The sequence below is a fragment of the Desulfosoma caldarium genome (genome assembly GCF_003751385.1).
Lineage (GTDB): Bacteria > Desulfobacterota > Syntrophobacteria > Syntrophobacterales > DSM-9756 > Desulfosoma > Desulfosoma caldarium.
On record NZ_RJVA01000013.1, the window covers coordinates 219,742 to 245,829 of the forward strand.

The 26,088-nt window shown below is 56.9% G+C and carries 23 protein-coding genes and 1 tRNA gene; 19 read left to right on the plus strand and 5 right to left on the minus strand.

All coding sequences use genetic code 11. From position 1 onward, the window contains the following. Window position 1 precedes the first annotated feature (1 nt). The 4 genes from EDC27_RS11390 to EDC27_RS11405 form a co-directional block, all read right to left on the minus strand. Window positions 2–1,207 carry an ABC transporter substrate-binding protein gene (locus EDC27_RS11390; protein WP_123290733.1) on the minus strand — a complete coding sequence of 402 codons (1,206 nt, stop codon included), beginning with the start codon at window positions 1,205–1,207 and terminating at the stop codon, window positions 2–4. A gap of 118 nt (window positions 1,208–1,325) precedes the next feature. Next, window positions 1,326–2,171: an MBL fold metallo-hydrolase gene (locus EDC27_RS11395; protein ID WP_170161773.1), complete on the minus strand. Its 846-nt coding sequence runs from the start codon at window positions 2,169–2,171 to the stop codon at window positions 1,326–1,328. Between the two features lie 397 nt (window positions 2,172–2,568). Further along, window positions 2,569–4,209 (minus strand): acyl-CoA synthetase, encoded by a 1,641-nt coding sequence (locus EDC27_RS11400; protein WP_123290735.1) that lies wholly within the window; start codon window positions 4,207–4,209, stop codon window positions 2,569–2,571. A gap of 364 nt (window positions 4,210–4,573) precedes the next feature. After that, on the minus strand, window positions 4,574–5,182 hold the full coding sequence (locus EDC27_RS11405) for a CBS domain-containing protein (RefSeq protein ID WP_123290736.1): 609 nt from the start codon (window positions 5,180–5,182) through the stop codon (window positions 4,574–4,576). 272 nt (window positions 5,183–5,454) lie between these two features. Here EDC27_RS11405 and EDC27_RS11410 point away from each other — a divergent pair, with 272 nt between their 5' ends. From EDC27_RS11410 to EDC27_RS11420, 3 genes are all read left to right on the plus strand, one after another. Continuing rightward, window positions 5,455–7,152, plus strand: coding sequence for a CTP synthase (locus EDC27_RS11410; protein WP_123290737.1), 1,698 nt, complete (start codon window positions 5,455–5,457; stop codon window positions 7,150–7,152). 6 nt (window positions 7,153–7,158) lie between these two features. Next, complete coding sequence (gene kdsA, locus EDC27_RS11415) at window positions 7,159–8,028, plus strand: 3-deoxy-8-phosphooctulonate synthase (RefSeq protein WP_245994497.1); 870 nt, start codon at window positions 7,159–7,161, stop codon at window positions 8,026–8,028. A gap of 102 nt (window positions 8,029–8,130) precedes the next feature. After that, window positions 8,131–8,688: a KdsC family phosphatase gene (locus EDC27_RS11420; protein WP_245994499.1), complete on the plus strand. Its 558-nt coding sequence runs from the start codon at window positions 8,131–8,133 to the stop codon at window positions 8,686–8,688. Here EDC27_RS11420 and EDC27_RS11425 read toward each other — a convergent pair. Further along, entirely contained in the window at window positions 8,654–9,796 is a 1,143-nt protein-coding gene (locus tag EDC27_RS11425) for a geranylgeranyl reductase family protein (protein WP_123290738.1), read from the minus strand. The genes EDC27_RS11420 and EDC27_RS11425 overlap by 35 nt on opposite strands. A gap of 197 nt (window positions 9,797–9,993) precedes the next feature. Here EDC27_RS11425 and lptC point away from each other — a divergent pair, with 197 nt between their 5' ends. The 16 genes from lptC to EDC27_RS11505 all read left to right on the plus strand — a co-directional run bounded on the left by lptC (window position 9,994) and on the right by EDC27_RS11505 (window position 25,939). Beyond that, window positions 9,994–10,560, plus strand: a complete 567-nt coding sequence (gene lptC / locus EDC27_RS11430) for an LPS export ABC transporter periplasmic protein LptC (protein WP_123290739.1) — start codon at window positions 9,994–9,996, stop codon at window positions 10,558–10,560. An 18-nt stretch (window positions 10,561–10,578) separates the two neighbouring features. Then, window positions 10,579–11,190 carry a lipopolysaccharide transport periplasmic protein LptA gene (gene lptA, locus EDC27_RS11435; protein ID WP_170161774.1) on the plus strand — a complete coding sequence of 204 codons (612 nt, stop codon included), beginning with the start codon at window positions 10,579–10,581 and terminating at the stop codon, window positions 11,188–11,190. Next, entirely contained in the window at window positions 11,187–11,918 is a 732-nt protein-coding gene (gene lptB, locus EDC27_RS11440) for an LPS export ABC transporter ATP-binding protein (RefSeq protein ID WP_123290741.1), read from the plus strand. Before lptA ends, lptB begins: the two co-directional genes overlap by 4 nt. Window positions 11,919–11,933: 15 nt before the next feature. Then, on the plus strand, window positions 11,934–13,385 hold the full coding sequence (gene rpoN / locus EDC27_RS11445) for an RNA polymerase factor sigma-54 (protein ID WP_123290742.1): 1,452 nt from the start codon (window positions 11,934–11,936) through the stop codon (window positions 13,383–13,385). A 57-nt stretch (window positions 13,386–13,442) separates the two neighbouring features. After that, window positions 13,443–13,982 carry a ribosome hibernation-promoting factor, HPF/YfiA family gene (hpf, locus tag EDC27_RS11450; RefSeq protein WP_123290743.1) on the plus strand — a complete coding sequence of 180 codons (540 nt, stop codon included), beginning with the start codon at window positions 13,443–13,445 and terminating at the stop codon, window positions 13,980–13,982. A gap of 80 nt (window positions 13,983–14,062) precedes the next feature. Then, window positions 14,063–14,524 (plus strand): PTS sugar transporter subunit IIA, encoded by a 462-nt coding sequence (locus EDC27_RS11455; protein WP_123290744.1) that lies wholly within the window; start codon window positions 14,063–14,065, stop codon window positions 14,522–14,524. Window positions 14,525–14,755: 231 nt separating this feature from the next. After that, window positions 14,756–15,634 (plus strand): RNase adapter RapZ, encoded by an 879-nt coding sequence (gene rapZ, locus EDC27_RS11460; protein WP_123290745.1) that lies wholly within the window; start codon window positions 14,756–14,758, stop codon window positions 15,632–15,634. 51 nt (window positions 15,635–15,685) lie between these two features. Next, entirely contained in the window at window positions 15,686–16,144 is a 459-nt protein-coding gene (locus EDC27_RS11465) for a PTS sugar transporter subunit IIA (protein WP_123290746.1), read from the plus strand. After that, a complete protein-coding gene (gene rimI, locus EDC27_RS11470) occupies window positions 16,116–16,643 on the plus strand; it encodes a ribosomal protein S18-alanine N-acetyltransferase (RefSeq protein ID WP_123290747.1) in 528 nt (175 codons plus the stop codon). Before EDC27_RS11465 ends, rimI begins: the two co-directional genes overlap by 29 nt. Continuing rightward, window positions 16,643–20,914, plus strand: coding sequence for a PEP/pyruvate-binding domain-containing protein (locus EDC27_RS11475; RefSeq protein WP_123290748.1), 4,272 nt, complete (start codon window positions 16,643–16,645; stop codon window positions 20,912–20,914). The genes rimI and EDC27_RS11475 overlap by 1 nt, the downstream gene beginning before the upstream one ends. A gap of 37 nt (window positions 20,915–20,951) precedes the next feature. Beyond that, the gene (locus tag EDC27_RS11480) at window positions 20,952–22,277 is read left to right on the plus strand and encodes a type I glyceraldehyde-3-phosphate dehydrogenase (RefSeq protein ID WP_123290749.1); all 1,326 of its coding nucleotides are present in this window, start codon (window positions 20,952–20,954) and stop codon (window positions 22,275–22,277) included. A 24-nt stretch (window positions 22,278–22,301) separates the two neighbouring features. After that, window positions 22,302–23,309: a type I glyceraldehyde-3-phosphate dehydrogenase gene (gene gap, locus EDC27_RS11485; RefSeq protein ID WP_123290750.1), complete on the plus strand. Its 1,008-nt coding sequence runs from the start codon at window positions 22,302–22,304 to the stop codon at window positions 23,307–23,309. Between the two features lie 59 nt (window positions 23,310–23,368). Continuing rightward, window positions 23,369–24,565: a phosphoglycerate kinase gene (locus EDC27_RS16565; RefSeq protein WP_123290751.1), complete on the plus strand. Its 1,197-nt coding sequence runs from the start codon at window positions 23,369–23,371 to the stop codon at window positions 24,563–24,565. Between the two features lie 2 nt (window positions 24,566–24,567). Further along, on the plus strand, window positions 24,568–25,350 hold the full coding sequence (tpiA, locus tag EDC27_RS16570; RefSeq protein ID WP_123290752.1) for a triose-phosphate isomerase: 783 nt from the start codon (window positions 24,568–24,570) through the stop codon (window positions 25,348–25,350). Beyond that, entirely contained in the window at window positions 25,350–25,799 is a 450-nt protein-coding gene (gene secG, locus EDC27_RS11500; protein ID WP_123290753.1) for a preprotein translocase subunit SecG, read from the plus strand. Before tpiA ends, secG begins: the two co-directional genes overlap by 1 nt. Before the next feature lie 54 nt (window positions 25,800–25,853). Beyond that, a tRNA-Leu gene (locus EDC27_RS11505) sits at window positions 25,854–25,939 on the plus strand. Window positions 25,940–26,088 lie beyond the last annotated feature (149 nt).

Genomic DNA, 26,088 nt, shown 5'->3' on the forward strand with positions numbered 1-26,088 from the left:
GCTAGTGCGCCGGAACCGTCATGGGAATCCAAGAACCGTGGGCGCGCTGCGCCGGAAAAATCGGCACAAGTCGCCCATTTTGAATCTGAACCACCACCTGCCGATAGTGAAGGGGATCGCCATTGGCGTCAAACTGCACGCGCCCCATGGGCACCGTGATATCAAGGCTTCTTAAGGCTTGCGCGATGTGGGGGCCATCCAAAGGGGCGCCGCGGGCCGCGACGGCGCCCATAGCTTCAAGCAGCACTCGAGCCGAAGTGTAGCCGTGCATCACCGTGGATGTGGGCTCGCGCCCGTAGGTGGCTCGAAATTTTTCCGTAAATCGCCGAGACTCCTCTTCCGTTCCGGGAAACGGACAATCCGGCTGCCAGGCACTCAGGCCCACAAGGTTTTCCGCCGCCATGCCCATTTGCTGAATAAATTCCGGATAGGCCACTCCCCATGGCCCGATGTAGGCTGTCAGAGGCACGTTTTGTTCTCGTATCTGACGCACCAGAATCAGGTGATCCGAAAAAAAACCGGCACTGATGAGAACGTCCACCTGAAGAGAGCGCATTTTGAGAAGAAGGGGTGAAAAATCAGGAATGCCGGGGCGAAACTTTTCCACCAGGACCAGCTCCATGCCCCCATCGCGAAGGCACTGAAAAAGTGTTTGAGAAAATTCCGTCGCCCCGGGAGTCGCTGCATGCACAATGGCCGCTTTCTTGCCGACCAGGACCTGAGGAAGAAACCGGCACAAGGGTTCCGTGACCCCGTTCAGGTGTGAGATGCGGAAGAAGAAGGGATTTTTTCCTCGCAGGGTCAGGTCCCTTTGCAGGCTTGCCGAGGCCACATAGGGCACGTGGGCTTTGGAAGCCAGCTGACTGATGGGGCCGACCAGCGAATCCACATAGCCGCCGGTCAAGGCCGTCACCTTTTCTCGATAGATCAGGTCCTGCACCTGATTGATGGCCGTTTCCAAATGGCTCTGATCGTCCCTGGACAGCAGCTGCACTCGGCGACCGCCGATCCCGCCTCGCGCATTGACTTCTTTCACGGCGGTTTCAATGCCGCAGAGGATTTCCTGACCGTGATTGGCCAACTTTCCCGTGAGCGGGTTCACGGCGCCAAGGCGCACCCCATCCCCCGGCGACCCTTGGGCATGAACGGCCGAGATCCCCGCGATCCATGGGAAAAGGCACAGCCCCAACAGCCATGCTTGCCACATCGTTCCCCTTCCTTCCTTGCTGCGTCATGCAGCCTTTGCGGAATGTTTCTTGCGCGAGCCCACCCACTCACCATAGGCCATGGGGCCGGAAGGGGCAAGATGGTCTGTGTCGACCGCCTCAATCCGCCACGTCCAGCACGTAGCCGACCGGGGCAAAGGCAAAACGGGTTCCGAATTCGGCCGACAACCTGGCAATGGGCCCTTGGCCGGTACAGTGGCTGACCGCAAGAATCTGGATGTCAAACCGCTTGAGGGCTTCCATGGTCTTCTCGAGCTGGTCCACGGGCGAAAAACCTAGGTGCGTTCCCCCGAGGACAGCGTAAACGCGATGTTCCCCCGTCTGGCGGGTCAGATGGTCCAAGATGTTGATCAAGCCGGCATGGGCGCAACCCAGAATGACCACAAGGCCTTTGGAAGTTTTCAGGGCCATGGAATAGTCGTCGCGAAAGGGGTCGGGAGTCCAGTCGCCGTTAGATCGCACCACAAACTTGGGATCTCCCGTTTCAAAATCGGTGCGCCGAGGCACTTCCCCCGTCACAAACACATCGGGAGCAATTTCCGCAAAGGTTTCCAACCATTGAAACTGCGCGCCCCGCGTCGTCAAGTACGCCTCCTTCCACGGCAACCCGATGGAAACGGGCTTTTCCACGGGGCCTACGGGCATGTAGCGGAACCGTTCCAGCAGCACATCCGGGTGCGCCACCACAGGGCACGGACCTCGGACTCCGAGGAAGGCCAACATGCCGCCCGTGTGGTCGAAGTGGCCGTGGCTGAGCACCAGCTTGTCCACCTTGGAAAGATCTTTTTTGAGTCGAAGGGAATTTTGTATTAAACCAAAACCTTGGCCCGTATCAAAGAGCAGGGTCGCCTTTGGCGTTTCCACGTAGGCGGCAAAGCCGTGCTCCCCGACGAGCGCGGGCACGGGAACGGTGTTTTCACACAGTACGGTGACTCGAAATGCCATGGCTTTTTCCTTTCCTGCGGCAAACACCCGCCGTTGCTGCTTGTCCAACAATGCCTCCAGGGTTGTTGCCCACCCCTCATGCACCGTCATTCCCGCTCACTTCAGTCACCTCCGCGCAGGCAGAAATCCAACACATGCGTCCGTTCTGGGATCGCGCTTTGGCAGGAGCGACAGTCTTCTCTGCCCTGGCGCAAGCTTTTGGAAGGTTCTCGCGCAGGCCATGATGGCTTTCCCCTGTGGGAGCGCATCACGGCGCGCTCAAGCCCCACGCTGCATCTCCTGGCGGCGTTGTCGATCCTGCCCTTGGCCTTTTTCGTGACGCTAGAGTGTAACCCAAATGGATGAGGCGGCACAGAGCCCATGCCGCCTCATAGAAGTGTCGTTGCCCGTTGAGCCTTTATTTCCTCAGCATGCGTCGAAGCAGCTTTCCGGTGGGCGTTCTCGGCAAGCTGTCCACGTATTCAACGAGGCGCGGCAGCTTGTAGACGGCAATGTGTTGCTTGAGGAATTCCTTGAGTTCTTCAAAGAAGGCGTCGCCGCCTTCATGGCCAGGTTTAAGGACGATGAAGGCCTTGGTGACCTGGCCTTTTTCTGGATCCGGCACCCCAACGACACCGCAGTCGGCCACGGCCGGATGTTTTAGAATCGCCTCTTCCACTTCCGCAGGGCCGATGCGATAGCCGGAGCTCTTGATCATGTCGTCTTCGCGGGACACGAAAAAGATGTTGCCGTCTTCCCGCATGTACACGGCATCGCCCATTTGGTTCCAGCCGTTCTTGACACCCTTTTGCTGGGACTTGAGCAACCGTTCGCCGTCCACGTAAGGCTTCCAGTACAGGGTGCCCGACGGGCCCTTGATGATCATGCTGCCCACTTCGTTAGGCTTGCAATCCTTCCATTCCGCGTCCACGACGCGCACCAGCACTCCGGGCAAGGGCTTGCCGATGGAATTGGGCACGGGTTCCGGATTGAGCGTGTTGGAGGTGAGCAGGTGCAGCATTTCTGTGCCGCCCAGGCCTTCCCAAATGGGTTGGCCCGTCAGTTTTGTCCAGCCTTCCAGGGTTTCGGCCCCCAGAGCGTCCCCGCCGGAGGTGCACAGGCGCACACTGCTGAAATCGTACTTCTTGAAATCGGGGAATTTCATCAGGGCTCGATAGGCCGTAGGCAGCCCGGTGAGCACGGTGATCTTGTGTTTTTGAATGAGATCCATCATGTCGGCAGGCGCGAATTTGGGCAGAAGCGAGATGCACGCGCCGCCTTCAAAGGGAATGAGCGTGAAGGTGCCAAAGCCGGCCGCAAAGGACACCGGAGCCGCTCCGCCCAAAACATCTCCGGGCTTCAAATTGTACACGTACTTGTTGACCAGCCGGGATTCAATGATCACGGGGCGAATGAAATGCACACAGCCCTTGGGCATCCCCGTGGTGCCGGAGGTGTACAGGATAACTCCGATGTCGTCGGCCTTGAGCATAGTCGGTTTCAGATCGGGGGATCCTTGTTCCAGCATCTCTTCATAGACCAGGTTGCCCTGAGCCTTGACTTCATCGGGATTGCCGCCGATGACGATAACCTTGGTGCCGTATTCAAAGTCCGGCTTCGCTTCTTCCACAGGGCCCATGAGCGGCGCGTTGACCACGAAGTATTTCATTTCCGCATTGTTGACCACAAAGGCCACTTCTTCCTTGGACCACAGAGGCGAGGTGGGAATAGGAATGGCCCCGATTTTTTCAATGGCAAAGATGGTGACAAGGGCTTGAGGGGAGTTGACCAGACGAATGCCGATGCGGTCTTGAGGTTCAACGCCGGCGGCCTTCAGAGCATTGCCGAACTTGTTGACCATCTGCTGAAGCTGGGCATACGTGAACTGCTTGTCCATAAACTTGATGGCAAGATTGTCTCCCCGCCCTTCTCGAACATGCCTGTCCAGCAGATAGTCGGCGAGATTGAGTTCCATCGGCGTGTCGGCAAATTCTTCCGGCACAATGTATTCGGGCCACATGTCTTTTGGGGGGAGATAGTTTTCCGGTATCTTGGCCATGCTCGTTCCTCCTTGACCTGCTCGTTGGACATGGATGCCCGCGGCGCCTCATCGCCCGGCATCACATCACGGTTCCCGCACTTTTCAATGGGTCCTTCTCATCACCTCCTTTGCCGAACCGAGGATTTCATCAGGCCTACCCAAACCCTTGCACCTGCACGCCGCGCAGGCGCTGAATTTCATAGAAGAGGTGACACAAAAGAGGCGGTAAAACCCTCGACAAGAGGTGCGTGAGGAGGAAATGAGGCGTTATAGGAATGTCAGCGTGAGAAGGCCGTGCCCATCGCTGCAGGCTTTGGGCTCATGAGGGATGCATCACCAAGCGGGTTTTACCGGTCGTGCGTTTTTTGCGGCGGGGGAATGCTCACACTTCCGCCGAAACCACTTCGATGCCTTCCTCCTTTAAGGATCCGATAATCGGTTCCATGGAACACTTTTTGAGGCGAAACGAATACACGGCCTCCTGAGCATCCGTTGGCCGCACATGACAAACACTGATGATTTCAGCTCCTTGCTTCTGCAGCAACCGCGTGACACTGTCCAAGGACTGTTTAGGGCCCACAAGCTTCACATCTAGCCGACTGGAACTTTGCATGAGGCCCAACATGGAAATGAAGGCTGAGAGCATATCCACCACCGTGATGACGCCCACAATTTTGGAATCGTCCACCACGGGCAGGCCACCGATGCGGTTTTCCAGGGCCAGTCGCGCGGCGGTTTCTAATGAATCGTCAGGACGGACCGTGATAGGCTGTCGCACCATGACATCTTCCACGCGGAGGTCTTCTAGCATGGAAGCGATGAGCACACTGCGCAGATCGGCGTCTGTCACCCAGCCATCCAACGTGCCGTCCGATTGCACCACGGGCAGGTGTCGAATGGAATGGCGCTTCATCAACTTCAAGGCATCCTGAACAGATGCCTCTTTGGCGGTGGTCACCACACGCGTGGTCATCCAATGGCGTACGATCATGGCCGGAACCTGCCGATCGAAGCAATCATGAGGTGCTGATCAATGCTTTGTGCGCTGCAGTGGCGGGCATGCCCCAACCCCGGGCCCCTTCGCGCCAAAGCCTAAGAAAAGTGCCTATGAATTGCAAGAGAAAAATCGTACAACTTGGCCACAAGGGCTGCCAAGCCCGTGCGTTGACTTGAGCCGACCTTCCGCTATATTGGATCTGTTTAGGGGCAGGGGCTTTCAAGGGTGAAGGTTTGGGCCAACGGCTGTGAGAAAGGACCGGTGTTTTGAGAGAACCCAAATACATCTTCATTACCGGAGGGGTTCTATCCTCCTTGGGCAAGGGTCTGGCGGCGGCCTCCATCGGAGCCCTGATGGAAAGCCGTGGCCTTCGAGTGACACTGCAGAAGCTGGATCCCTACATCAATGTGGATCCGGGTACCATGAATCCCTTTCAGCACGGCGAAGTCTACGTCACGGACGACGGGGCGGAAACCGACTTGGATCTGGGCCACTACGAACGCTTCACCCATGCGCGCATGAGTAAGCGCAACAACTACACGTCCGGCAGCATCTACTACAGCGTGATCACCAAAGAGCGACGCGGGGACTATCTTGGAGGTACGGTGCAGGTCATTCCCCATGTGACCGATGAGATCAAGACCTGCATTCGTCAAGTGGCCGATGCCGTCGATCTGGTCATCGTGGAAATTGGCGGAACCGTCGGGGACATCGAAAGCCTGCCCTTTCTGGAAGCCATTCGCCAATTTCGCATTGATGTGGGCCGGGAAAACGCCCTCTACATTCATGTGACGCTGGTGCCCTATGTGAAGGCCGCGGGGGAGGTGAAAACCAAGCCCACGCAGCACAGCGTCAAGGAACTGCGAGGCATCGGTATTCAGCCGGATATTTTGCTGTGCCGCACGGAATTTCCCCTGTCCAAGGAAATCAAAGCAAAAATCGGCCACTTTTGCAACGTGGAGCCGGACGCCGTCATTACGGCCAGGGACGTGGAATGCATCTACGAAGTGCCTTTGTGTTTTCATGACGAAGGGCTGGATGAAAAGATTCTTAAGATGCTCAATATCTGGACCCGCGCCCCTCAGCTGGATGACTGGCGCGAGCTCGTTCGGCGCATGAAAAATCCGTCTCGCCGCGTGACCATCGCCGTAGTGGGCAAGTACATTGATCTGCGCGAGTCTTACAAGAGCCTCAACGAGGCTTTGGCTCACGCAGGAGCGGACAACGACGCCCGTGTGAAGCTCCATTACGTCGATTCGGAAGACGTGGAACGTACGGGCGGGGAAGCGTTGCTGCAGCAGGCGGACGGCATTCTTGTGCCCGGAGGGTTTGGGTCTCGGGGCATCGAGGGCAAAATCAAGGCCATTCGCTATGCTCGAGAAAACAAGGTTCCCTTTTTCGGCATATGCCTTGGCATGCAGATGGCCGTGGTGGAATTTGCCAGACACGTGGCGGGTCTTGAAGGGGCGCACAGCATGGAAATCGACAAGCACACGCCCCATCCCGTGATCTTTCTCATGCGGGAATGGTTCGATTACAAGAATAACCGGCGAGTGCACCGGGATGAAGACTCGGACTTGGGAGGCACCATGCGCCTTGGAGCCTATCCGTGCCTGCTGGAGCCGGGCAGTTTTGCCTACGCCGCGTACCAGAAAGTGGAGATTTCGGAAAGGCATCGGCACCGCTACGAATTCAACAACGAGTACCGGGACATTTTGGGCCGTGCCGGGATGCGCTTTACGGGGTTGTCTCCAGACCGCAACCTGGTGGAAATCATTGAACTTGCCGATCATCCGTGGTTTTTGGGCTGTCAATTCCACCCGGAATTTAAGTCCAGGCCCATGGACCCGCATCCGCTCTTCAAAGCCTTTGTAGAAAAGGCGCTGGAGTATTCCGAAAAGAGGCGCCATGAGGCGGGTGCAACGGATGAGGTGCCGGTGAATGAGCAGCGAGAAAGAGAGTGATCCCTGGTGAGCGAGACGGCGTCTTCCATCTGGATTCGAGGGCAGCCCTTTGGCAAGGATCGATTTTTCGTCATTGCAGGACCTTGTGTGCTGGAAAGCGAAGACTTGGCCCTGCGTGTGGCATCGTCCGTGGCCCGCATGTGTCGGGAACTGGACATTCCCTACATCTTCAAGAGTTCCTACGACAAGGCGAACCGCACCTCCGTGGAATCGTACCGCGGCCCTGGGCTGGAAAAAGGGCTCAAGATTCTGGAGCGCGTGCGATCCCAGGTGGGTGTGCCCGTGATCACCGATGTGCACGCCGTCCAAGAGGCCGCGGCGGCGGCTCGAGTGGTAGATGTTTTACAAATTCCCGCTTTTTTGGCTCGGCAGACGGACCTAGTGGTGGCTGCTGCCAAAACGGGAAAGCCCATCAATCTCAAAAAGGCCCAATTCCTGGCTCCTTGGGACATGTTTCATGTGGTTCGAAAGGCGGAAAGCGTGGGGAATCGGCGCATTTTCATTACCGAACGAGGCACCTGCTTTGGCTACAACGCTCTGGTGGTGGATATGCGTTCGGTAAGCCTGCTCAGCCGGTCCCCGTACCCCTTGGTGTTTGACGCCACACACAGTGTGCAGATTCCCGGAGGCCAGGGCACGGCTTCCGGTGGCGAACGCCAGTATGTGGAAAGCCTGGCTCGAGCGGCCGTGGCGGCGGGAGCGGACGGACTTTTTATGGAAGTTCATGAGGATCCGGATCGGGCGCTCTGTGATGGCCCCAATTCCGTACCCTTGAACGAGGTCTTTGCCATTCTCACGGCGTTGAAGGACCTCTACGAGACCACTCGAAAGCATCCCATTCGATTACAAAACGAGCCCGTTTTAAGGACGGCATGAACGGTGGGCCAAGGCGGCACAGCGCATCCCTATAGACGGCGCCAAGGCGTTCAGAGATGGGATGCCGCGGGATGGCCACGTTTTTCCATGGAGCGGCAGACGATGACCATGACCATAGGGGTGAATGAAGCGACTAAGGAAAGAATCCGTGCCGTACGCATGGTGATTTTTGATGTGGACGGCGTCCTCACCGACGGTGGCATCACAATCCATGACGATGGCTCCGAATCTAAAACCTTTGACGTCAAAGACGGCCACGGGATGAAACTGTTGCAGCGTGCAGGCCTTCAAATTGCGCTCCTTTCTGGGCGATTCAGCGCTTGCGTGGAACACCGGGCCAAGGGGTTGGGTATTGAGCATGTCTACCAGGGCTTTCATCGCAAGCTGGAGGCTTACGAGGCCATCAAGGCGTCCACCGGTCTGAAAGACCATCAGATAGCCTATGTGGGAGACGACTTGATCGACATTCCGGTGATGCGCCGCGTGGGCTTTGCTGTGTGTGTTCGGGATGCCGTGGAGCACGTCAAGCCGTTTGCCCATTACATAACGCAGCGGGATGGCGGCAAAGGAGCTGCGCGGGAAATTTGTGAACTCATTCTCAACGTTCAGGGTTTGTGGGATAGGGTCACGGCCCGCTATGTCCAAGAAGTCCTAGGCTGAAGCGCTTCAGAAGAAAGTGCTTGTAGGTGGTTTCTCCCAGAGGAATGCCGAGAAATTCCTGCGCCCAAACGGGCCTGCGGGCAAAGAGGCTCACAAAAAACCCCGGAAACCGATAAACCCATCGAGCGAAGAAAGCCGCGTACCGAAGATTGTCCCCTAGAACCTGAAGGCACTGGGACCGGTAGACCTGAGGCAAAGGGCCTTTGATGGATCCTTTCATGGCGTCGGCGATGGTGTCTGCGGCCAATTGCCCGGATCGCATGGCGTAGAAAATCCCCTCTCCGGAAAAGGCTTCTCCAAAGCCGCCCGCATCGCCGGCGTAGAGCGTTCGCTGAGTGCCCAACACAGAAGCGATGCCACAACAGGGTATGGTGCCGCCTCGATAGGCGGAGTGCTTTGGACCGTGAAGCCGGCGCATAAAGTTAAGGAAGGCTTTTCTAGTGGACAACGGCCCACCGTGAAGTCCTCCCACGCCGATGGAAAAGGCGTTGCGAAGGGGAAAAACCCAGCCGTACCCATTGGGATAGGCATCGAAATAGAATTCCAAAACGGGATCTTTGGACCGTAAAGAAGGCCAAAGAACGGAGGCGGCTTCGCGGTGGGTCACGGCTTTCCAACGTGTTCCCGTGCGCGACGGGCCTGAAAGGCGCCGGTTCAAAACTCCTTGGGCCCCGTGCGCCACGATAGCATAGGCGCAGCGGTACTCCCCGCGCGTGGTGCGCACCGTAACATGGTGAGGAGTTTCTTCCAAGGCCAGCACTTTTTCTTCCGTGTGCACGACGGCGCCGGCGTCTCGAGCCTTGTCCACAAGAAAGGTGTCAAAGACTTCCCGGCGCACCAGCACCGCGATGGGCTGAGCGCGCCGAGCTTCCAGAACGCGAGCGCCATAATGGGCTCGAATACCGTACGCGAAACCTTCTTGGACGTAGGCGGGCAGAGCACAATCCAGAGTTTTGACGGCGTTTATGGACAGGGCGCCTCCGCACGGCTTTGCCCGAGGGAATTTTTCCTTTTCCAGACATAGGACCTTGAGGCCGCGCTGCGCGGCTTTTCGCGCGGCACAGGATCCCGCGGGCCCCGCTCCAATGACGATGCAGTCCGCGTTCATTCTCTATCCCTTTGATGGACCAACCCTACGCTGTCTCTTGGCCTCCGCTTTTTCTTGGAGACCCACGGGCGACACTTAAAGACGAAAAGCGGGCCTGTCAATCCCTCGGTGCGGGGTATCATTCTTTACAGTGCGAGAAAGCACATGTTAAATAACCAAAGGGATTAAGTGAAAAGGGCAAAGGAGCAACGCGCATCATGAAAAAAAGCGCCAAGGTGGGTGCTTGGCTTTTCGTGATCGCGGCCATGGTGGCGGCCGTGGTTTTTGTGCAAACCCTCTTTGAAAGCCACGAAGACGAGAAAGTGGAAAAAGCTTTCGCCGTGCCTTCCGTGGATTCTGATATTCGGCTGACGAACATGGACTACACGGAGATGCAGGAAGGCCGGCCCATGTGGCGAATTAGGGCCCAAGAGGCTAAGTATTACGAAGGGGAGCAAAAAACGCTGCTGACACAGGTGGCCTTGACCCTCTTTATGGACGATCATCAGGAAATGTTTCTGGTGAGCGAGCATGGTCTGTTGCACACGGGCCGAAAAGACATCGAACTGTGGGGAAATGTCACAGCCCGCGTTCCCCAAGGCTACGAAGTGCAGTGCGACAAGGTCTATTACGACCATGCGGCGCAAAGAATCGAATCCCATTCCCCCGTACGGTTGATGGGCCCACAGGTGGATCTTCACGGGCTGCAGTGGTACTATGACGTGGCCTCGTCCAGGGTACGTGTGGAAGGAGACGTGCGGGCGGTGGTGCGAGGACTCTTTTGAAGTGCGGACAGGATGGGCATGAGCGGGCACGTGGGAGTCGCGGGTAGGCCGTGGAAAATGAAGGCTCAAAGGATTGGGTGGCGATGCGCCGTGGCAGCAGGCTTTGCGGCCTTGGTGCTGGCCTTTGCCCCCGGACTTTGCGCGCAAAACCAGGTCCCAATGCCTGAGCGTGCGGGGCGAGAACCCTCAGCGCCCATTCAGATTGCGAGCGATCGCATGGTGGCCGACCAGAAGAGTCGCACGGTGGTTTTTGAAGGCCATGTGGTGGTGAAGCAGGGAACCATGACGATCACTGCAGAAAAGCTCACCGTGTACGGTGTTGAAAAGGCCAAGGGTTCCGGTGTGGCATCGGGGCAGGTGACGGGAGACCAGATTGATCGCATCGAGGCGGAAGGCAACGTGGTCATTTCGGAAGGGGATCGCGTGGCCACGTCCAAAAAGGCTCTCTTGGACAACAGGCAGCAAAAGGTTGTCCTCATGGGCGATCCCATCCTGGTGCAGGGCAAGGACAAGGTCCAAGGCGATCTCATCACGCTCTACCTTCAAGAGCAAAGGAGTGTGGTCGAGGGTCGAGCGGGCCGACCCGTGCAAGCGGTCTTTCATCCTAAGGAGTCCTCCCAGAAACCATGACAGCGGGACGTGTTCTTCTCACGGACAGTCTGGTGAAGCAATACGGCGGGCGGGTCGTGGTGGATCACGTGAGCTTGGAGGTGCATCAAGGGGAGGTGGTGGGGTTGCTGGGCCCCAACGGTGCCGGTAAATCCACGACCTTTTACAGCATCATCGGCATCATTCGGCCGGACAGCGGCGCGGTATATTTGGACGGAGACAACATCGTTCGGGATCCCATGTACCTGAGGGCCCGCAAGGGCATCACCTATCTGCCCCAAGAGCCCTCTGTGTTCCGTAAACTCACCGTGGAAGAAAATCTTCTGGTCGTGATGGAAACCTTGAAGATCGGCCGAGAAGAGAGAAAACAGCGGCTTCATGAGTTGCTGCGGGACCTTCGCATCGAGCACTTGGGGCGCAGTCGGGCGGACAGGCTCTCTGGTGGGGAAAGGCGCCGGCTGGAGATCAGCCGGGCTCTGGTGACGCAACCCAGCTTCATTCTGTTGGACGAACCTTTCGCGGGCATCGATCCCATTGCCGTCGTGGAGATTCAAGGGCTGATTCGTTCCTTGAAAGAGCGCGGGATCGGCGTTCTGATTTCCGATCACAATGTCCGAGAGACATTTCGAGTTTGTGATCGAGCCTACCTTATGCACGAAGGGCGCATTCTCGAACATGGCCCTCCCCAGGTGATCGCCCAAAGCGCACTGGCTCGCAGAACCTACCTCGGGCACGAATTCAGCCTTTAGGGACGGGAAGACGGTATGGCCTTGGAACTCAAACAACACATGAAACTGACGCAGCAACTGATTATCACACCGCAGTTGCAGCAAGCCATCAAACTCTTGCAACTGTCTCGACTGGAATTGCTGGAGACCATTCAGCAGGAGTTGGAGGTCAACCCGGTTTTGGAGGAGGTAGCAGAAGGCGTTGAAGACGTGGAGACGAAAGATGAGGTAGAGCCGGAGGTGCCGAGGGTGGAAGAGCGCTACGATGAGGTGGAAATCACGGAAAAGGTGCGCGATGATTTCGACTGGGAGAGCTTTCTGGCCGACTACAACACCCATGCGCCGGTGACCAATGAAAGGGACCCGAACCAGGAACAGCCTTCCTTTGAGCAGCGCCTGACATCCAAGCCATCCCTGGAAGACCACCTGATGTGGCAGCTGTGCCTGTCGGATTTTACGGAAGGGGAGCGTGAAATCGCCGTGCAGATCATCGGCAACCTCAGTTCCGACGGTTACCTTTTGGCCGGGTTGGATGAAATCGCGCAGCTCACCGGCACCTCGGTGGATCGAGTGGAAGCCGTGCTCAAGAAGGTGCAGTTCTTTGACCCTCCCGGCGTGGCCGCCCGCACCCTTCAAGAATGCCTGCTCATTCAAGCGCGCAGCCTGTATGAACCTAACCCCCTAGTGGAAACCATCATTGAAAACTACTTGCCTTACCTGGAAAAGAAGAACTATCAGGGGCTGGTGAAAGTGCTGCGGCGAAGCAAGGAGGAGGTGCAGGCGGCCGTGGAAGTCATCCTCAGCTTGGATCCCAAGCCGGGCCGAGCCTACAGCAAGGAGGACGTCCATTATGTGAGCCCTGATATTTTTGTCATCAAAGTGGACGATGACTTCGTGGTGCTACTCAACGAAGACGGGCTGCCTAGGTTACGAGTGAATCCTTATTATAAGGAAGCCTTGCGCCGCGATTCCACCGTTCCGGAAGAAGCCAAGGAATATATTCAAGGAAAACTCCGTTCCGCAGCCTGGTTGATCAAGAGCATTCATCAACGCCAACGTACCCTCTACAAGGTAGCTCAAAGTATCGTCAACTTTCAGAGGGAATTCTTTGAAAAAGGTGTCGATTACCTTAAACCTATGGTCTTGAGGGATGTGGCTGAGGATGTGGGCATGCACGAATCGACCATCAGTAGGGTTACCACCAATAAGTACATGCACACACCTCAGGGGATTTTTGAGTTGAAATATTTCTTTAACAGTTCCATTAACAGTGTGGTGGGTGAAGCGGTGGCTTCCGAAAGCGTTAAAGAACGTATCCGCCGGCTGATTCGAGACGAAGATCCCGCCAACCCTTACAGCGACAAGGATTTGGTTGATCTTTTGAAAAAGGAAAACATTCAGATCGCGCGCCGAACAGTGGCCAAGTATAGAGAGATGCTCGGCATTCTTCCGTCGCACAAGAGAAAGCGCGTGCTCTGGGGAACGTGACCGAGCCCCTTTGAAAGGGTCGCGATGTGCCCATGAACGGCGAAGAGGAGTGAGCCCATGCAGATCAATGTGGCTTTTCGACACACGGAAGCTTCAGAGGCTTTGAAGAGGTACGCCGAGGAAAAGGTATCCCGAATCAAAAAATATTTGGAAGAACCCATTGAAGCCCATGTGGTGTTGCAGGTTGAAAAATTTCGACATATCGCCGATGTGACCGTGGAATCCAACGGCCTTCGCATCAATGCAAGAGAAGAAACGGAAGACATGTATTCTGCCATTGATATGGTGGTGGGTAAGCTGGAAGGGCAAGTCAAGAAACAGAAAGAGAAACTTCGAAACCGAAAGCTCACCGCGTCAGAAAAGGCACAGCGGCTCACGATGAACATTCTGGAATGGCCTTCCGAAGTGACTTCGGAGCCGCGCGTGGTGACGACGCAGCAGATTTATGCCAAGCCCATGGATGTGGATGAGGCAGTCATGCAGCTCAATTTGTCCAACGGGGATTTTTTGGTGTTCACGAACCGCGCCACGATGAACGTCAATGTGCTGTACCGCCGAAAAGACGGCAACTATGGGCTCATTGAACCCGTGCAGTGAAGCGATACGGGGGTCTGAAGACTGAGACAAGGGGTTCCGTGAACTGGGACCGCGCACCAAGGGAGGATCCCAAAGGATCGATGAAAATCTCGGAGATTTTGCCCAAAGAGGCCATCATTGCCGAACTGGAAGCCAAAACCAAAAGAGAGGTCTTGGAAGAGCTGACCGACGCCGTGTTGCGTCACAAGCCTCAATTGGATCGCCATCGCCTGCTGGAAGTTCTTCTTGAACGGGAAAAGCTGGGAAGCACGGGTATTGGCGAAGGGATTGCCATTCCTCATGGAAAAATCGACAATCTGGACCAGTTGGTGGTCTCCTTTGGCAGATCGACACGAGGGATCGATTTTGAATCCATGGATGGAAAGCCGGCGCACCTCTTCTTTCTTCTGGTGGCTCCGGAAAACTGTGCCGGGACGCATCTGAGGGCCCTAGCGAGAATCGCTCGGTTCTTAAAAAGTGCCACTGTGCGGCGCCGCTTGGGATTGGCGGCCACACAGGAGGAAATCTTCAACATCATTCAGCAGGAAGACGACGTCTTTTAGACGTCGTGCCGCACGGGATCATTGGAGGGGGGCGGCAAAGGGTCGACGCCCCCTTTTCTTTCTCGCACGGACAATGCCGCACCATGCCGGCGACATAAAACCTCCATCCGGCATTGGACCAAAGCCGTTGGGCCATGCTGAAGCCCTGTGGGCTGGCGCTTGGTCCCATGGTCGTCGACACGATCCCGGCGCTTCGCTGCGGCTGAGCTCATCGAGCAAGGAAGGGTCGAGATGGCGAAACGGGAGACTCATCTGGTCATTGTTACCGGGCTTTCGGGTTCGGGTAAAAGCACCGCCATCAAGGCTTTTGAAGACATCGGCTATTTTTGTATCGACAATTTGCCGGTGCCGCTCCTGCCGCACTTTTTGGAACTCTGTGAGCGGGACAAGCCGGATCTCAAAAAAGTGGCCTTGGGCATTGATATTCGAGGTCGAAGCTTTCTTCGGGACGGTGACCGGCTTTTTGAAGACGTGGAAGCAGCTGGGTATGCTTTGGAGATTCTCTTTTTTGAAGCGACCACGGAAGTGCTGCAGCGCCGTTTCAGCCAAACTCGGCGCCTGCATCCCATCAGCGCTGAAGAATCCCGCCTGGTGGCCGCCATTCACAGGGAACGCGAAGAACTGGCGTCGCTGCGGGCCCGCGCCACGCGCGTCATCGACACCAGCGATTTTTCGGTCCATCAATTAAAGGCCCTGATCACGCGAACCTTTTCCTTGGTCAGCGATCGAGCGCGATTGAGCGTACAGGTTCTCTCCTTTGGCTTCAAGTACGGCTTGCCCATGGAAGCGGAGCTGGTCATGGATGTGCGGTTTCTTCCCAATCCCTATTTTGTGGATCATTTGCGGCCCATGAGCGGGTGTGAGGCGCCAGTGCGGGACTGGGTTCTGGGGCATGCCAAGGCGATGGAATTCCTGGACGAATACGCAGCGCTGCTTCTCAAATTGCTGCCTCAATACGTGCAGGAAGGCAAGCGCTACCTCACCGTGGCCGTGGGGTGTACGGGAGGTAAGCACCGTTCGGTGGTGATTGCCGAGCGACTTGCTGACAGGATACGTGAGGCAGGTTATTATACGGTGTTATTCCATCGCGACGTGCATTTGGATAGCTGAGCGCTTTCTCGAGGGCGGGGCTAGAACAGGGGCGAGGAGGCCGCGCCGAAGATGTCGACAATCGGACTGGTTGTGGCGGCCCATTGCCGTGTGGCTCAGGAAATGGTCAGAGCCGCTGAGCTCATCCTGGGACCCTTGGAAGGGGTGCGAGCCGTGTCCATGGATCCGGACATGCCCGTGGAGAAGATGGTGCGGGAAGTGACGCAGGCCATCAAAGACGTGGACGTGGGGCAGGGCGTCATTGTGCTCACCGACCTTTTCGGCGGGACTCCGTCCAATGTGGCCCTGGCTCTTGTGGGGTCGCGCGTGGAAGTGCTCAGCGGCTTCAATCTGCCTATGCTTATCAAGTTCGCGGAAATCCGCAGCACCCGCCCGCTCAAAGAAGCGGCGGAAACCCTTCGAGATTACGGCCGCCGCCATATCGCTTTGGCCAGTGAGATTTTGTCGTCCCGGCCCGAACCCGAGGCACGAGGCGTGGACCATGAGCGCTCTCCTGCCCATAGTGATTGAGCCCGTACGGCCGGAGGACTTGCCCGCCGTTTTGGAGATCGAAAGGGCGAGTCACGTAGATCCGTGGCGGGAGTCTTTTTTTGTGGAGGAGCTGGAACGACCTCATGCCCTCATGCTGGTGGCGCACCATAGAACGGATCGGCGCCGCATTGTGGGCTACATCTGCGTGTGGCTGGTGGCCGATGAGGTGCAGATCTTTAACCTTGCCGTAGACCCTGCGCTGAGACGTCGCGGCATCGGTCGTCGATTGCTTCTCGCGGCGTTGCAGCACGCCTGCCAGCGCAACGCTCGAGTGGCTCTTTTGGAGGTGCGCCGAAGCAACTACGCGGCCCAGCAGCTCTACCTCAGCCTGGGATTTCGACCCTGCGGCGTGCGTCCCAATTATTACGATGGACTTCGGGAGCCCGCGGTGCTCATGGAGCTGGAAATGGACCGGATCTGGAGGAGCCGCTGGTTCAATGGTGAAAATGCGAAGGGGAGCGAGGAGGGGTCCTGTTGATGCAAAGGGCGAGTGTCCAGTCCGACGCGCTGCTCAAGAATCTCATGGTGACCAATGTGCCCGTGATGGTGGATCCGGGCCATGAAGTGCTGGTGGAAGCGGTTCGAGGATACGCCGGCAAGGAAAAACAGGCGCGGGATCTTCTCCAGGAGTATCACCACCGGTACCGCAACTGGGCCTACGTGCTGCAAGAGACCTGGCGCTACGCCACCAGCAACCTTCGCCTCTACCGTGAGCACCCCAAAAGTGGCGCCGTGGTGACCCTTTTGAGCCGCATCTTTGTGCAGGCCCTTTCCGATGCCCAAAACCCCAAAACCCAATCCACTGCCGCCGATTATCTCCTGGCCCTGTGGCTGAAGATTCTCGAAGAAGCCCCCGAATTGTGCCGTGAAGTGCCCCACGGGCCTCCCATAGACGATGACCCCAATGCCCTGCCCACAGGGCGGGCTCATGGAGGCCTTTTGCGATGGTGTTTTGCCCGACTGCACGCCCTGGAAGAGTCCTCTTTTCAATGGGTTGTGCGCAGTTTTCATCAGCCCAAGAAACTGCTTCGCCGATGCCTTGAGCTTTGGTCGTCTTCGGCGTCCTTTGAGGAAGGCCGTCGGCTTCTGGAGCGGGTGCTCACCGAAACGCACACATTTTGGGTTCAAAGGGAAGATCCCCTGGCCTGGCTTTCTCGGCAACTCCAAGGCGAAGAAGATGTGTCGGCGTGGCGCCCCCTTTTCTCGCCCCTGCTCAAAGCCGACCACGAACGGACCCTCCAGCGCCTTCAAGGTCTTCGGGCCGAAAAGGACCCTCGGCGTGCCGTGGAGCAGCTGTGTGAGCTGGCGGATTTTCGCGACATCGTGCGAGCCTATCAGCAGTTGGCGGACAAGGTGGGTCGAAGTGTTCCGGCGGAACAAGCAGGCCATGTGAGCATGCTGCTGCGGCTGCGCATCATGGAGACCAAGGGGCTGGAGCCCATTCATGAAGAGACGCTGCGGGCCATGAATATGGATGTGGGCCGCTGGATTCGCGAAGAATCCCAAGAATTCCTGAGGCCTCGGCTTACTCGGTTCCTGCAGGCGCTTCGAGGGTGCCTGAACACCTATCCGGAAGCGGCCCTGCACTGTGTGCGCACCGTGGGTCTGGAAATCCTCGGCACGGATGACCGAGAACTCATAGAATTCTTCCTTCGCCACGTGATCAGCCTGGGCTTTCAAACACCCAAACTCAAAGGCGTGTCCCAGCACTGGCAGGTGCAGGTCAACCCGGCGCACTTGACCAACGTTCGCGTCTGGTTGGATCTTATTCGAAAGAACCCGCGCCGCACGCGAACCCTTCTTTCAGCCCTCATCGTCAACCTGTTTCTTGCGGGCATCTATGTGCGGGACACGGATCTGTTTCAGAAGGATGTGAGCCTACTGCTGCATGCACCCATTGGGCCGCTGTTCAACCTGGTCAAACAGCTCACCAAACTTTTTCCCGTCTATTTCAACGAGGTGGGCGCCGAGGGGCTGTTACGGGCCGTGTCCACAGACGTGGACGAGATCACGCAGCGAGGGGATCCGCTCATTCATTTTCTGCGCAAACAAAGCCACGTGGAAAGCAACAACCTCGTCGTGCTTTTCATCGAGGCCATCTTTCACTTCTGGCACACGCTGGACAAAGAGCCCCTCAGAAAATTCGTGCCTCCTGAAGTGTTTCGCGACGTGCACGACACCGGCCCCTTTGTGGAGGAGATGCACCGCATTATGAAGCATCTCTTGTCCGGTAACGACGGCGTGCATCACATTAGAGATCTTTTGGATCTTTCCGAGGAAGTGGTTCAATCAAAGATTGAACAGATTCCCAATGTTTCGGTGCGTGAAAAACAGCGCGCCTTTCTCATGATCCGCTTTTACCAGCTGCTGCATGAAAAGTACGCCCTGAGTTACAAGGACATTCAGCTGCACCTGCGACGCGCCGGTCAATTGGGGTTGCCGGATCCTCGAGCTCTGGAGGAGGCCTTGCAGGGGCAAGATCCTCTCGCCAAATTGGAAGCCATTCTGGACTATCTGGAACACCTCAAGGAGATTCTGCTTACCGACCTGGAAATGACCTTCGTGGAAAATATCTACCTCAAGAGGCACATCGCCGTAGATATTCCTTCTATGTACGGTTCGTATAGTGAACGCAAGTTCGATGCTCTAGGCCTTACATTTCGATTGGAAAACCTGGCCAATGTGCTCTTTGAGGAAGTCATTCTTTCATTCAATCTGAGTTTCATTACGAGGGCCACATTCTTTCGCATCAGCCGGGTGTTGCCTCTTTTCATTCGAGCCTTGGCCATTGACGGGATTTCTTCCCGATGGTTGGATCGTCAGGAAGAATTGTTTCAGAGGGCGTTGCAGATTCGAAGGTTTTCCCATTCGCAGTACATGGACATTTTCCGTGGGTTTTCCGAAGCCATCAAGCAAGTCATTCAAAGTTTTTACCATGCGGTTCACGAGGACAATTTGGCGGTGGTAATTCGGCAGTTGAGCCAATCGGGGGACCTGCTGCCTCGGTACCGGCGCCGGGACATGGGAGAAAAGCTTGAGGAGCAGGTCCATCGCATTTCGGAGAAGTTCCTTCGAGATCTCGTGGCGCGCACCTTTGGTTTGCAATACTTCGACCACTTCATCAGCAGCATTCTCACCACGCTGGCAACGCAAAAGGAAGAACTGAGCACGGACAAGCTGGACCTTCTGCTCAGCTACGACCCGGAAAAGACCATTTCCCGCATTCATGTTCCGAACGAAGCCACCTACGACTTGATTCATCTTGGCAACAAAGGGTATAACCTCACTCAGCTGCATTCCTTGGGGATTCGAGTGCCGCCTGGATTCATCATCACCACAGAATATTTTCGCTGTCAGGATGTCATCGAAAGTCTGCAGCAGTCCAACGAAGATTTTAAGAGGCGCGTTCTCGAGCACATTGCGGACTTGGAAAGCCGATCCGGAAAACGCTTCGGGGACCCTCACAATCCCCTGTTGCTTTCGGTACGCAGCGGTTCGGCGGTGTCCATGCCGGGCATGATGAACACGTTTCTCAATGTGGGCATCAACGAGCACATTGTGGAGGGGTTGATTCGGCAGAGTGGGCAGCCGTGGTTTGCCTGGGACAACTATCGGCGGTTCGTGCAGTCCTGGGGCATGTCTTTCGGACTGGATCGCGATCACTATGATGCCATCATGAAGTTTTACAAGAAAAAGTATGGGCGGTTGTTCAAGAGGGAATTTCGTCCGGAAGAAATGCGAGAAGTGGCCTTGGCGTACCGGGATTACACACAGCAGTCCCGAATCGACATCACCGACGACCCGGTGGAGCAGCTCTTTACCGCTATTCGACAGGTCATGGAATCTTGGTTCTTTCCCAAGGCCATCACCTATCGGCAGATCATGGGGCTTTCGGAAAACTGGGGCACGGCGGTGACCATTCAGACCATGGTTTACGGCAACTTGGACCTGCAGTCGGGATCTGGCGTCATGTTCACCCACAATCCGTGGACGTCGGATGACGACATCGACCCCAGGGGCGATTTCACCTTGGGCAACCAAGGCGAAGACGTGGTGGGCGGCCTGGTGGAAACCTTGCCCCTTTCCGAGAAACAACGCATGGCTGCGCCCGAACGCAAGGAACATTCCCTGGAATCCCTGTTCCCTCGCGTGTTTCAGCGCCTCACCGAGATCGCCAAAGAACTCATCGAGCGTCAGAGATGGGGACCTCAGGAAATTGAGTTCACTTTTCAGGGCGCCGACGGAGATGGGCTCTACATTTTGCAATCGCGTAACATGTCCCCGCGCACCCGACGTCGGTACCCCTGTTTCAAGGTGACAAATGAATTGGAAAAAAGTTACCTTGGGCACGGCATCGGGGTGAGTGGAGGGGCTTTGTGCGGCCGTGTGGCTTTTGAAGTGAACGACATCGTGCGGCTCAAAAAAGACTACCCGGGTGAAGCCATCATTTTGATCCGTTCGGACACGGTCCCCGATGATATACATGAGATTTCCATTGCCGACGGCCTTTTGACCGGAAAGGGCGGCGCCACCTCCCACGCGGCCATCGTGGCCCATCGCTTGGGCAAGACCTGCGTTGTGGGGTGTTCCAAGCTGAGGGTCTGGGAACGGGACGGGCAATGTCTCATTGGAGGGCGTTTTGTGAGAACGGGCGATGTGATCGGCATCGACGGGCGCAGCGGCGCCATCTACGCGGGAGTGCACGAAACGGAAAAACTCGATGAGGAGGGCGCCTCAGGCACCGAGTGAGGGTTTGAGGGCACGAGCCTGGACAGGGGAGGAGCGTATGGGCGATCAAGACAAGATGGTCCCTCAAAAATTGGGCATCAACGGGTTGGGCCGGATTGCTAAGTTGAGCATCTGGCATCACGCGGAACGGCAATACTTTTCCGAGTTGGTGGTCAACATCGGCCGAGAAGTGGGAAAAAGCCTGGAGGACATCGCTCTTTTCATCGAAAAGGATTCCACCTACGGAAGGCTGCACCACTTTCTGTACGGCTGTCGAGCTTCGCGGGTCATCGAAGAGCTCAACGACCAAGAGGGCTCCATGCGTATCAACGGTGTCAAGGCCACCTTTTTGCGCTCGGCTCGCAATCCCGCCGATATTGGCTGGAAAGATCACGGCGTGGAAGTGGTGGTGGACGCCACGGGCGCTTTTGTCGACCCCACGGTGCCGGCGGAAGCTCCCAAGGGATCGGTGCGAGGGCACTTGGTGGCGGGCGCGCGCAAAGTGATCGTGTCGGCGCCCTTCAAGATCAAGGACAAGTCCAAAGAGATGCCGCCCGATGTGGTGACGACGGTTATGGGCATCAACGATGCGGACTTTGATCCCAAACGCCATGTCATCGTGTCCAACGCATCGTGTACCACAACGTGTTTGGCTTACATGGTCAAACCCCTTTTGGACTATTTCGGTCCCAAGCGCATTCTGTCCGCCTCCATGGCCACCGTTCATGCGGCCACATCCTCACAGCAAGTGTTGGATCGCGCACCCAAGGCCAAGGCGGACGATCTTAGAAAGACGCGCTCCGTGTTCAACAACATCATTCTGACCACCACCGGAGCGGCCAAAGCTTTGGGATTGGTCATTCCCGAAATGAAAGAGATCGGCTTTATCGCCGAATCGGTGCGGGTGCCGGTGACGACGGGATCCTTGATCATTTTGGTGGTACTCATTCAAGACGAAAGCATGAAAAACCCCATCAACCGCCACCTCATTAACGACATTTACCGAAAGGCGCAAAGCCATTTTCCCGACGGGTACCTTTTGTACTCGGACGAGCAAAACGTCTCGTCCGATATCATCGGCCTGCCCAGAGCGGCCGCGGTCATCGAAGGCCATGAGACCCATACGCGCACCGCCGCGGTAAGATTCGACCTCAACCATGTGCTCAACGTCTGCGCCGCCCTGTCCAAAGAACAAGGGACGGCCTCCGATGTGGAACAGGCCCTCGAACAGGCTGGCAAAGCCATGGACGCGGAACAACAGGCACGAATCATTCAAATTCCGGTGACGCAGGCCGTGATTTACGGCTGGTACGACAACGAACTGGGAAGCTACACCAACATGCTGGGCGATCGAACGGTTAGTATTGCCAAGATGTTGCGCTAATTCCACGGGAAAAAGGAGAAAAAGATGTCCATAAGGGTTGCAATCAACGGTTTCGGGCGAATCGGTCGCATGGTCTTTCGCGCTATTGTAGATCGCGCCAGTCCTTTGGACGTGGTGGCGGTCAACGACCTGGGAAGTCCTTCGGAACTGGCGTATCTGTTGCGCTACGATTCCGTGCACGGCACCTGGCATCGCGATATTTCTGCGGACGACGACCAGATCTATGTGGACGGCAAGGGATACAAGTGCCTCAAGGTGGGCGATCCAAGCCAGGCTCCCTGGAGGGATCTGGGGGTGGACATTGTGTTGGAGACCAGCGGTCGGTTTCGAGACAAGGAGAGCTGCCTCAAACACATGGATGCAGGGGCTCGAAAGGTCATCGTTGGAGCGCCGGGCAAGGGAATGGACGCCACTTTTGTCATGGGTGTCAATGAGGATCAGTACGATCCCGCGAAGCATCACATCGTCTCCAACGCGTCCTGCACCACCAACTGTTTGGCGCCCATCATTCGCGTGCTGCATGACCGGTTCGGCGTCGAACACGGTCTAATGACCACCGTCCATTCTTACACCATGGATCAAAGGCTTTTGGATGCGCTGCACAAGGATCTGCGGAGGGCTCGCGCGGCGGCTCTTTCCATGGTGCCCACCACCACCGGAGCGGCCTCGGCGGTGGCCGAAGTTATTCCGGAACTGAAGGGCAAACTGGACGGAATGGCCATTCGTGTGCCCACGCCAAATGTGTCCATTGTGGACGTGGTCTGCCGCGTGGAAACGGACACCACGGTGGAAGCGGTCAATCAAGCCATGAAGGAAGCCGCCGATGGGCACATGAAGGGCATTTTGCGTTATGTGGACGAAGAACTGGTGTCAGTGGATTTCAACCACTCCACCTACTCGTCCAGCGTGGATGCGCCGCTCACTAAGGTCATCGAAAAGCGCATGGTCAAGGTCCTCAGCTGGTACGACAACGAGTACGGCTATTCCAACCGTTTAGTGGACCTGGCCCTGCACATGGGCAAGGAGCTGTGAGGGGAGGTTTCGCTCGATAAGTTTTTCGAGTGGTTCGAAAAACGCGGGAGGGGCGAACCATGAAGACGTTGGATCTTGTGGACGTTTCGGGAAAGCGCGTGTTTCTCCGCGTGGACTTCAACGTGCCTTTGGACAAAAAGGACGGCCGAGTAGCCGATGATGCCCGAATTCAGGCCATTCTGCCCACCTTAAAGAAAGTGATAGATGGTGGGGGAAAGGCCGTTCTAGCGTCCCATTTGGGCAGGCCCAAGGGCAAGGTGGTTTCGGAGATGAGCCTGGCCCCTGTGGCGCGGCACCTTGCGGTGCTTCTAGGTCGGGATGTTCCTCTGGCCCCCGATTGCATCGGGCCGGAAGTGCGCGCCATGGTGGCAGGGTTGCCGGCAGGAGGGGTTCTCCTTTTGGAAAACCTTCGGTTTCATCCGGAAGAAGAAAAGAACGATCCTGGCTTTTCCAAAGAACTGGCGTCGTTGGCTGACGTCTACGTCAATGACGCCTTTGCCGTTTCCCATCGCGCTCACGCCTCGGTGCACGGCATCACAAAGCACGTGGCGGTGTGTGCGGCGGGCTATCAACTGGCCAAGGAGTTGGAATACTTCAAAAAGTCTGTGGAAAATCCTGAACGCCCGCTGGCCGTGGTGATCGGCGGGGCCAAAGTGTCCACCAAAATCGGCGTGCTGGAAAACCTGATTCCTCGCGTGGATCATTTGGTGATCGGCGGGGCCATGGCCAACACCTTTCTCAAGGCGCAAGGGTACGGAGTGGGAAAGTCCATGGTGGAAGACGATTTTTTGGGCAAGGCCAACGAGCTGTTGGGGTTGGCGAAAAAGCGCGGCGTCCGTGTGCTCTTGCCCGTGGATGTCGTGGTGGCACCTGCTCTGGAATCTGGAGCGCAGGCCACCACCGTGGACGTGACAGCTGTGCCCGAAAATGTCGGCATCTATGATGTGGGAGAAAAGACGCTCAAGGCGATCCAGGAAGCGTTGCAAGAATGTGCCACCATCGTCTGGAACGGACCCTTGGGCGCCTTTGAAACGCCGCCCTTTGAAAAGAGCACCTTTGCCCTGGCGGCATACTTGGGTTCTTGCAAGGCCCTGACGGTGATCGGGGGTGGTGATTCGGCCAGTGCGGTCAAGAGGGCCGGAGCGGCCGACAAGGTCAACTATGTGTCCACGGGAGGCGGCGCCTTTTTGGAAATGATGGAGGGGAAAATTTTGCCAGGCATCGAGGCCCTGGAAGCCTGTATGGGTAAGGAGTAGCCATGTCGACCAATGCGCGCACACCTCTTATGGCGGCCAACTGGAAGATGCACCTAAGCGTGGCGGAGGCAATCTCCTTTATCGCCGCGCTTCATGAAAGGGTGGGAAGCTCTCAGGATCGTGAGGTGCTCATCGCACCGCCCTTTACCCATTTGTGGCCGCTTCGGGAAACCATGGCCGCAGCGGGCTTCTCTCTGGCCGCGCAAAATTGCCATTGGGAGCCTCAGGGAGCCTTCACCGGGGAGGTATCCCTGAGCATGATTCGGGAGACGGGATGTCGTTACGTGATTGTGGGGCATTCGGAAAGACGCCACATTTTCGGGGAACCTGATGAATGGATCGGCCTGAAGACCGCAGCAGCTTTGGCTCGCGGCGTGGTGCCCATTGTGTGCATCGGGGAAAAGATCGAGGAACGGGAAGCGGGTTTGACGGAAGAGGTGCTGCAGCGCCAGTTGACGGCGGCTCTGGACAAGGTGTCCGTGCCATCGGCGGATGCCCTGGTCATTGCCTATGAACCGGTTTGGGCCATCGGGACGGGCAAAACGGCCACGCCGCAGCAGGCCCAGGAAGCGCACGCATTTGTGCGCCAATGGCTGGAAAAGCGCTTTGACAAAGCGGTTGCCAACGGCGTGCGGATATTGTATGGAGGCTCCGTCAAACCGGACAATGTGGACGATCTCATGGCTCAGCCCGACATCGACGGAGCCTTGGTGGGGGGAGCGAGCCTAAAGGCGTCCTCCTTTGCCCGGATCGTGCAATTCACAAGGAGTGCGGGAAACGGCTGATGCAAACGATTCTGATCACCTTTCATGTTCTGGCCTGTCTGGCGCTGATCTTCATCGTGCTTTTGCAGACGGGGCGCGGCGCGGAAATCGGGGCCGTCTTTGGAGGCAGTTCCCAGACCCTTTTTGGCAGCACAGGCGGCACCACCTTTTTGGGCAAGCTGACCACTCTGGCGGCCGTGGTGTTTATGCTCACATGTCTGGGCCTGACGTATCTATCAGGGCAGGTACACACAAAGTCCGTCATGGACAAGGTCCCGGTCAAGGAAGAGCCGCTGCTGCCCGAAGCGAAACCTGTGCAACCGGCTTCGGCGCCCAGTACGGTGGAAACCCAACCGGTGACGCCGCCGCCCAAGGGCCAAGAAGCTGCCCAACCCGCGGCCCAACCGGATACAGCAGCGCCAGTAGAGCCCGAAGCGCCATCCGGCGTGCAAGGGAAGCCCACGCAATAAACCCTTGCACTGCCCAAAAAGGCTGCTATAATCCACGCTTGCCATCCTTGACGTGCCGAAGTGGTGGAATTTGGTAGACACGCCATCTTGAGGGGGTGGTGGGGAGACCCGTGCCGGTTCGAGTCCGGCCTTCGGCACCATGAAAGATGACCAAAGCCGCAGCGCCGAAAACGGCGCTGCGGCTTTTTTCTTGCCTGGCTGACTTTTGCACCTGCAAGACCTTTTTTGTCCATCACAACGCCCAGGGAAAGACTTGGGCCGACATACGAGAGCCGCTGCGTGGTCGTAC

Bases quoted from the DNA above. Each gene is read 5' to 3' on its own strand.
- EDC27_RS11400 (WP_123290735.1), bottom strand. From the start codon at position 4,209: ATGGCCAAGATACCGGAAAACTATCTCCCCCCAAAAGACATGTGGCCC.
- EDC27_RS11395 (WP_170161773.1), bottom strand. From the start codon at position 2,171: ATGGCATTTCGAGTCACCGTACTGTGTGAAAACACCGTTCCCGTGCCC.
- EDC27_RS11480 (WP_123290749.1), top strand. From the start codon at position 20,952: ATGGGCGATCAAGACAAGATGGTCCCTCAAAAATTGGGCATCAACGGG.
- secG (WP_123290753.1), top strand. From the start codon at position 25,350: ATGCAAACGATTCTGATCACCTTTCATGTTCTGGCCTGTCTGGCGCTG.
- rpoN (WP_123290742.1), top strand. From the start codon at position 11,934: ATGGCCTTGGAACTCAAACAACACATGAAACTGACGCAGCAACTGATT.
- rapZ (WP_123290745.1), top strand. From the start codon at position 14,756: ATGGCGAAACGGGAGACTCATCTGGTCATTGTTACCGGGCTTTCGGGT.
- EDC27_RS11465 (WP_123290746.1), top strand. From the start codon at position 15,686: ATGTCGACAATCGGACTGGTTGTGGCGGCCCATTGCCGTGTGGCTCAG.
- EDC27_RS11390 (WP_123290733.1), bottom strand. From the start codon at position 1,207: ATGTGGCAAGCATGGCTGTTGGGGCTGTGCCTTTTCCCATGGATCGCG.
- hpf (WP_123290743.1), top strand. From the start codon at position 13,443: ATGCAGATCAATGTGGCTTTTCGACACACGGAAGCTTCAGAGGCTTTG.
- EDC27_RS11405 (WP_123290736.1), bottom strand. From the start codon at position 5,182: ATGATCGTACGCCATTGGATGACCACGCGTGTGGTGACCACCGCCAAA.
- EDC27_RS16565 (WP_123290751.1), top strand. From the start codon at position 23,369: ATGAAGACGTTGGATCTTGTGGACGTTTCGGGAAAGCGCGTGTTTCTC.
- EDC27_RS11425 (WP_123290738.1), bottom strand. From the start codon at position 9,796: ATGAACGCGGACTGCATCGTCATTGGAGCGGGGCCCGCGGGATCCTGT.
- lptC (WP_123290739.1), top strand. From the start codon at position 9,994: ATGAAAAAAAGCGCCAAGGTGGGTGCTTGGCTTTTCGTGATCGCGGCC.
- lptB (WP_123290741.1), top strand. From the start codon at position 11,187: ATGACAGCGGGACGTGTTCTTCTCACGGACAGTCTGGTGAAGCAATAC.
- rimI (WP_123290747.1), top strand. From the start codon at position 16,116: ATGAGCGCTCTCCTGCCCATAGTGATTGAGCCCGTACGGCCGGAGGAC.
- tpiA (WP_123290752.1), top strand. From the start codon at position 24,568: ATGTCGACCAATGCGCGCACACCTCTTATGGCGGCCAACTGGAAGATG.
- EDC27_RS11455 (WP_123290744.1), top strand. From the start codon at position 14,063: ATGAAAATCTCGGAGATTTTGCCCAAAGAGGCCATCATTGCCGAACTG.
- gap (WP_123290750.1), top strand. From the start codon at position 22,302: ATGTCCATAAGGGTTGCAATCAACGGTTTCGGGCGAATCGGTCGCATG.
- lptA (WP_170161774.1), top strand. From the start codon at position 10,579: ATGAGCGGGCACGTGGGAGTCGCGGGTAGGCCGTGGAAAATGAAGGCT.
- EDC27_RS11420 (WP_245994499.1), top strand. From the start codon at position 8,131: ATGACCATGACCATAGGGGTGAATGAAGCGACTAAGGAAAGAATCCGT.
- EDC27_RS11475 (WP_123290748.1), top strand. From the start codon at position 16,643: ATGCAAAGGGCGAGTGTCCAGTCCGACGCGCTGCTCAAGAATCTCATG.